Source organism: Synergistes jonesii, assembly GCF_000712295.1.
In the GTDB taxonomy this organism is placed as follows: domain Bacteria; phylum Synergistota; class Synergistia; order Synergistales; family Synergistaceae; genus Synergistes; species Synergistes jonesii.
This window is the reverse complement of the sequence record NZ_JMKI01000053.1, coordinates 52,443-59,365: the sequence shown is the minus strand read 5'-3', so window position 1 is coordinate 59,365 and position 6,923 is coordinate 52,443. Positions and strand designations below refer to the sequence as shown.

Below are 6,923 nucleotides of genomic sequence, written 5' to 3'. Positions count from 1 at the left end.
TTATGTCCTTGTAAGAGACGAATTTTGTCGTGTAACGGATCTGATGGACAATGCAGCGCTGGATTTCGGCCTTGGGATATACGGCGCTTATCGCATCTGCAAAGCCTGTCAGGCCGTCGACGGAGATAATGAAAATATCTTCGGTGCCGCGATTACGGATCTCGTTAAGGACACCGACCCAGTACTTGGCGCTCTCATTTCCGCCGACCCACAGGCCAAGGACTTCACGATGCCCGTCCAGTCTTGTCCCAATAGCAACATAAACGGCTTTCTTGACGGTTCGGCCGTCCTGCCTCACATTGAAATGCACGGCGTCCATAAAGACGACTGCATACTTTTTGGCCAGCGGCCGGTTCTGCCATTCTTTGGCAATCGGCAGAATTCGATCCGTCATTCGCGAAATCATTTCAGCAGAGGCATCCACACCGTAGATAGACTGCAGGTGAGCCGAGATATCCCGGGTCGTCATGCCTTTTGCATACATGGACAGGACCTGATCCTCTATATTTGAGATATCGGTCTGGTTCTTTTTGACTGACTGCGGTTCGAAGTCACCCTTGCGGTCTCTGGGGACGTCGATCGGGATATCTCCGGCCGAAGAGGTGACTGTTTTAGGGCTGTAGCCGTTGCGGCTGTCATCTGTATGCTTGTTCTTGTAGTCATATTTGCTGTAACCGAGATGGTCATCCATCTCGGCTTCCAGCATCTGCTGGATCGTATCTCCGAGAAGATCCCTCAGCATAGCCTGTACGTCCTGGGCGTCTTCCGGTTTGTAGTGGGAAAGGAGACTCTGAATAAGCGCTTTTCTTTCCGGTGTCAGTTTTCTCTGTCTTGCCATAAAAATATCCTCCTGGATTGAATTTATCTTAACACCAATCCAGGAGGCTTGCTTTCTTCTCTATGGAGTTTACACAGAATTTGTTATACTCTCCCTTAGACGCTCGGCTTTTCTATTTTATGCGTTCCCGCAGCAGTTTTCCACCGATGTCATATACCGCTTTGGAAATTTCTTGCAACGCAAGAGCGCTGGAGGCAAATGCAAATGTGAGAAAAAGGCAAAGCGCTAATTTTTTCATGAAAACCCTCCTCTTTATTATTCCCTTAATTATAGCTTCTACGCAGAACTATTTGTTTGTTGTTCTTGAGGCTTCCGTTTCCTTCTTGATTTTTTAGGGGCGGGCTGATTTTGTGGCGGCAGATCGTCAGGCATTTCAGGATGTCCCAATTCTAAAATAGTTTTGATTTTCCCCTTTTTGTTTACTAAGTCGGAAAAGCTGATTTCACCGCTTTTCATCAGTGTAAATCTCGACGTCCCCAGGTACCTCTCCTGTTCTTCTTCGCTTAAGGAGTCGAACCATTTTTCGAAAGACCACGTCGCCGGCACCTGACCGTCCTTGCTTGCGCGGGTGGACAGCGGCGTACGTTTATCTACCACGTTGCCGTTTTCGTCAAGCTCCGCATCTAAAGACGTAACAGGGACGAGTGTACAACGGCAATTGGAATGCACCGGCGGCGGGACGAACGGGATTTCATGCCCTATAGGATTGCCGTCCAAATCCCAATACTTGCCGTCGAGCTCCGCACACTCAATACACGTGCGAAGGTCGAGCGCCGCAAGCCACTGAATGCAAAGGATGATGTCCGCGTTCTTGCGGTACATCTCCAACCGCGCCGTGTTGGCCATAGCCAAAGCTGCTGTTTGTGCAATGGTTTTTGGGGTAGGAAGAGATTCGTTTTTTGCCGAACTCTCTACGAGTTTATCGATGCGTTGTTTTATTTGCGAATTAGTTTCCCCTCCTGCATATCCAACTTTAATAGCGTTAAGAATTTTATTTGTCGTCTCTTCATCTTGTCCTTGGAACAGCTTATGTATCGTCGGATTATGAAGCCACGCGCCACTGTTTATTGTGTCCGCTTCTTCGGCAGAGAGTACAGGGCCGTTTTCGTTCTCGTATATTTCGTGATATTCACGCCCTGAAACAATATCGGGCAGGAGTTCCAATTTCAGCAGGATTTCACCATAATCAAACACGGGACAATGTCGATAAATTGCGGCGAAGCTGTCAATGCGCGCCTTCATAGCCTTTTTATCCAGTTTATAACTACCATCGCCAACGGGGCGGAAAAACTTAATCCACGGGTTATTGCACGCGCTGATTTGCAATCTGTGGCACCCAAATGGATTTGCCGTCATGTGGCTTGCGCCGTAGCAAAAATCCGGATTGCCGGAGCGTATTCTGTCACCATAACAATAATTAAGATTACTTACTATTTTCCTGTCAACAAGCTCTCCGCAAATCATAACGTGCGTGGATTTCCAGCCGGAAATCATCTCATATAGCTTGACAAACCGCATGTAATCATGCGGCTGCGCCGAGAATGTCGCCTGATATACCGTGTTTTCAGCATTATCAAATTGTTCGAACTTGGGGGCCTCTCGTGCAAGAAACAGGGCGCGTTCAAAATTTGCACTGCGGGATTTGCTAAAGGAAACGCTTATATTCCAATCTGCGTTTATTGTTTTGGGCGCTGCAGGCGGATTTAGCGGCTCCCGCCGTTTATGAGTAGGCGGGGAGCTTGGAACGGGTGGGGACGGCTTGTTCCGCTGTGATGCCCAAAAGACAGCCGTTATGCCTCCTACCACGGCAAATATTACCATTAAATCCTTTGGCATGAATATATAAAGAATAAATAAGACGACAAACAGTTTTAAAAGCGCACACATTGCTTTTACCTCTGGAACCCATAATCTTATCTTGCATGGTAAATATCATTTACATTCCCTTGTAGACGTCTTTTCTATCGCCTATCCTTATCACGAGGATAAGCAGAATGTCTTCATGCACGGCGTAAACTATGCGAAAATTTCCGCTGCGTATACGCCATGTGTTTTTTAGCCCATGAATTTTCTTGCACCCCTGCGGGTATGGGTCTTTCGCGAGAGAAAGCAGCTTCGCCGCTATGGCCCTTTGAGTTGAGGCATCAAAAGAGGCGAGCGCTTTCTCTTCACTTTTTTTCAGCCTCACGGAGTACTTACCCAAGGCCCAGCTCCTTTAACACATCGGACAGCGGGACGGAAGGCTCGTCTTTATGGGCTTCAATGTAAGCGATGTCATCCTCATCTTCAAGGCGCTCCATCTCCGCCAGATATGCGATGTAGCTTGCGGCGCGGTCGAAATTCTCTTCGTCGAGCGACAGGAATATGTTTGCCGCTTTCTCTCTTTCCATCGTCTTCGTTGGAGACATGCTCATCCCCTCCTCCTGGTATCCTATTATAATGCCTATTACTTTATATTATTGATTCTGTGATTGAGATAAGGAGATTTATTGCTCAAACTTTATGTCTAGCAGCTTCCATGTATCCTTAGTCTCGATCAGCTTAACCGACCACTTCGTTCTCACCATCGCCCCGAAAGCGTTCTGACTGTCAACAAACGAAGTAATTCTCCATGTCTTTTGGTCAGGGTAAAGGACATAATGAACTCGGGAGATTGGCATGAATTTTGCCGTGCTTGGCGCTACCAGTCTATCGCGAACAAAATCTTTAGCGAATTCATATGGAATGTATGGCTCCGGCTTAGAAACAGTTTCTACCCGAGTGGCGTTTGTGGGGATTGTTTTTGTCTTGCCTTCGTTATTTTGTCTAGCCGTTTTCGTTCGGTCGTCGAAACTTGCGAACGCAAGCGCCACCGCGGTCAAAATGACTAAAAAAGCCACGAAAATCATAATGGAGGACTTCTTGTGCGGGGGTTCTGCCGTCGGGGGGTGCGCTTCTACCTGCACGGACGGCGCTTCCTGCGCGGGGCGCTCCACCTCTGTTACTTTTATCTCGCCCATTGGGTAGCCGCAGTGCGGACAAGCGGACGCTTTGTCTGAAATCTCTTTGCCACATTCTGAGCATTTGATAAGAGCCACGATAAAACCTCCCCTTATATTTATTATTGATTATAAACTATCTCCCCCTCCGGCACCAGTTCTTAAATTCAAAGTAAATCAAAACACCTTGAAATGAGCCGGAAGGCCTGTTGTAGACGGGCTTTTGCGGTTTTTTTGTTTTTAAAGGCACTATGGGGTGATGTATAACGATTGAGAGTGTTTCGTGTATCATGCGCGTCTGCTGGATTGCGTTTCGTGTTAAATCGCCGGTTTTGAGAGACAGAAGGGGGGGCTTCGGTGATAACCGAAAAAGAATTGAAGAAGGAGATAGCCCGTATTTTGAGTTCGTGAAAGCGCGGCGAGATTCCGATCGAGAACGGACTCGTTCTCGATGTATTGACTTCAGGAAAGAGCTCGTGGCGTTTTTGCTTGGAGAAAGTATGGATAAGCGCGTCGAGATGATGCAGTGGTATGCTGATTATCTTGACGCACTGAGAGACGGGGCGAAGTAAAGGCAGCTATTTTGTCCCGTGTTTTCTGGCGGCTTCAAGCCCGGCGCTCGGATTCAACGGCGCGCCATTCCCTGGCGAGACGGTATATCTCTAAAATGCCGGCGAGTTTGTTACATATTTTTCGGCGTCGAGCCGTGGCTACCAAAGTCTTGGTCTGGCTGCATGATCAGTCCAATATTTTGTCCGCACCTCCTTCCCTCACTGGTTTATAGTATTTCTTTTGCTGGACATATCATAACCCTGCGCTGACAACGCAACAGTGAGGTATTGTTGTTTTTGTGCCTCGGGGTACTTGGAGATTAAGGATCGCCGGCCGGCCTTGACTCCCCTCCTATCCGTTTGTATAATATGAGTATCTTCTCCCCTTTGGAGTTGACGGGCGTACCCGTTGCAATAGCTTCAAAGGGGTTATTTTTTAGGAGGTTCAAATGCATTATTTCGAACCAAAAATAAAACGTGCTGAAATATTCTTTGACCTCCAGAATCTTTATCTCTCAGTAAAAGCAGCCTGGAAGATAAATTATCCCAATTTCGATCCTGTCGCTCTTTCCCGATTAATAGTCGGTAGGTATCCAGATTGGAGACTTGCAGGTATTCATCTTTATACCGGTGTACACACGTATGACAGGAATCCATTCTGGCACTCATTTTGGAATAATAAACTGGCCGCCCATAAAGCGCAGGACACGCGCGTCGATACCTTTACCACGCCGCTCCACTACAACAACGGTACACCCAGTGAAAAAGGCGTGGACATCAGAATCGCCCTTGATCTTGTGCGCACCGCCCGTCTCGGCCGCTGTGACGTAGCTGTTCTTTTCAGCCGTGACACAGACTTCGCGGAGGTAGGTAAAGAGATACGAGCTATCGCACATGAAAAACAACGCTGGATAAAGATCGCCTCCGTCATGCCTGACCACCCGGACTTAAAAAGAGGCATCGACGGCACAGACTGGATACGCCTTTCAAAAGAAGAATACGATCGCTGCATAGACGCAAACGACTATCGCAATAAATAACCTGCTTATTTATAAACTTTTTGCTACTCGTATTTGGCGTTTTACGATAAAAAACATAAAAATACAGGCCCTGAGTCTCTGTGGCTTATCGTTTAAGAGGCGTTTTTAGTCATTTACCTGTTAAACAGCTCCACGTAGTTTCCCGCGGCGGCGAGTTTCAGCCTGTCTGTTCCTGTTTTTTATATATCAGCAACAGATCCGACGTTATGTGAATCTCACGATATTCTTTCCAGTTGACGATAAGGATATGGTCTTTATATTTCTCTGGAACAGGAATGTCGCTTTGAAGTATTTCGATTGCCGTATTTAGTTCGTCAAGCGGCGCTCTCTGTTTTTACAGGCGCTTAAGGTCTTTTTTAATTGTGTCGATAGTTCAAGCTCTCTCATTTTTCTATTCCGGCTGTTTTGTACATTTCTTCGATGGTGGCGCAACGAGTCCCCTTTCCATCTTCGAGCTCGGCTATCGCCGCGCGTACGCGTTCGTTTGGAACGGCCGGAGCTATAAGTTCAAACGGCACTTTCCCCTCCCATGCCAACCGTGTTACAAAGGTGTTTATCAGCGTTGAAAGCGGAATTCCTATACCATCCGCAACTTCTGAGGCCGCGGCCTTTATTTCAGGATTTACACGCACTTGTATTATCGGATTTACTGATGGCATTTATAGTACTCTTTTCTATGTTTTGTACGCACAATACATAACAAGGTGCATATAAAGTCAAGCTAAAAACAGAGCCCTTATATGTTACACAGACATCCTGGATGTGTAAGCGAGTATGTCTTGACAGAGGTGGCGTAGATGTTATACTTTACTCCAAGCTTGAAAGCGCACTGTACATTGGTTCGGCTTTCTACGGAAGAGTCTGGTATGTTGCGATACGTCCTCTGTACGGTGCTGTATGTTTGTTGTTGTCATATCGTTTATTAGTTGTTTTTGTTTTGTGAAAACAGTGTAAACCGCAAATGTGGCGATATAGGAAGGGGGGCTTCTGCCGGTAAAAGACAACCTTGAAATGCGTCGGTCGATTGAGTAATTAAAAATTCAGAATCTGCGGAGCCAGGGAATCCGGTATGAAAGCCGGGGCAGCCGCTGCTGCTGTAATCGGGACGAAACCGCGATATGCCATTGCCGACAGTCGCCGCCTTAGGTTAGCGACACGGGTGAGAAGGCGCGGGGTAAACAGCAAAACAAGTTTGCATGCTTTTTACAAATTCGCGTAAGCTGTTTATGCAAAGTGGGACAGACGCTTTGCAGTAGGATGAACGGGAGCCAGAAGACCTACCGGGGATTCGGAGTTAGCGATGCGCAGCGGGCGCAGGACGGCGATTTCCGCATATACTTTTTGTATGCAAACAGATGTTGTGTACATATTCATAGGGGAGAGAGTCGTTTTGCATCACACAACGCTCTCTCCCTTATCTATGTCAAGGTCTTCCCGCTCCGGCGAAGGCGGATGTTATCTGACCGCCTTTATATGAAAGGAGCTGAGAAGATGTCGTTATTCCCTTATAAAAAGA

8 protein-coding genes, 1 pseudogene and 1 riboswitch are annotated in these 6,923 nt (G+C 47.1%); of the genes and pseudogenes, 1 reads left to right on the top strand and 8 read right to left on the bottom strand.

Annotated features, from left to right (window positions below):
- The 6 genes from EH55_RS12320 to EH55_RS13660 form a co-directional block, all read right to left on the bottom strand.
- The coding region (locus tag EH55_RS12320) for an IS256 family transposase (RefSeq protein ID WP_037978365.1) at positions 1-838 on the bottom strand (838 nt) is incomplete at its 3' end.
- 112 nt (positions 839-950) lie between these two features.
- The gene (locus tag EH55_RS14805) at positions 951-1,076 is read right to left on the bottom strand and encodes a hypothetical protein (RefSeq protein WP_256261458.1); all 126 of its coding nucleotides are present in this window, start codon (positions 1,074-1,076) and stop codon (positions 951-953) included.
- Between the two features lie 38 nt (positions 1,077-1,114).
- A complete protein-coding gene (locus tag EH55_RS12315; RefSeq protein ID WP_037978363.1) occupies positions 1,115-2,725 on the bottom strand; it encodes a phage minor head protein in 1,611 nt (536 codons plus the stop codon).
- 49 nt (positions 2,726-2,774) lie between these two features.
- A complete protein-coding gene (locus EH55_RS12310; RefSeq protein ID WP_037978360.1) occupies positions 2,775-3,041 on the bottom strand; it encodes a type II toxin-antitoxin system RelE family toxin in 267 nt (88 codons plus the stop codon).
- On the bottom strand, positions 3,034-3,246 hold the full coding sequence (locus EH55_RS12305) for a hypothetical protein (RefSeq protein ID WP_037978358.1): 213 nt from the start codon (positions 3,244-3,246) through the stop codon (positions 3,034-3,036). Before EH55_RS12305 ends, EH55_RS12310 begins: the two co-directional genes overlap by 8 nt.
- Positions 3,247-3,324: 78 nt before the next feature.
- The gene (locus tag EH55_RS13660; RefSeq protein ID WP_051682895.1) at positions 3,325-3,915 is read right to left on the bottom strand and encodes a zinc-ribbon domain-containing protein; all 591 of its coding nucleotides are present in this window, start codon (positions 3,913-3,915) and stop codon (positions 3,325-3,327) included.
- Positions 3,916-4,816: 901 nt separating this feature from the next.
- Here EH55_RS13660 and EH55_RS12285 point away from each other — a divergent pair.
- A complete protein-coding gene (locus EH55_RS12285; RefSeq protein WP_037978353.1) occupies positions 4,817-5,407 on the top strand; it encodes an NYN domain-containing protein in 591 nt (196 codons plus the stop codon).
- Between the two features lie 157 nt (positions 5,408-5,564).
- Here EH55_RS12285 and EH55_RS14900 read toward each other — a convergent pair.
- Positions 5,565-5,729: pseudogene (locus EH55_RS14900) on the bottom strand (type II toxin-antitoxin system mRNA interferase toxin, RelE/StbE family); the annotation flags it as partial.
- A 61-nt stretch (positions 5,730-5,790) separates the two neighbouring features.
- The gene (locus tag EH55_RS14005) at positions 5,791-6,066 is read right to left on the bottom strand and encodes a type II toxin-antitoxin system RelB/DinJ family antitoxin (protein ID WP_081839583.1); all 276 of its coding nucleotides are present in this window, start codon (positions 6,064-6,066) and stop codon (positions 5,791-5,793) included.
- 374 nt (positions 6,067-6,440) lie between these two features.
- Positions 6,441-6,706: riboswitch (cobalamin riboswitch) on the top strand.
- The last annotated feature ends 217 nt before the right edge of the window (positions 6,707-6,923 follow it).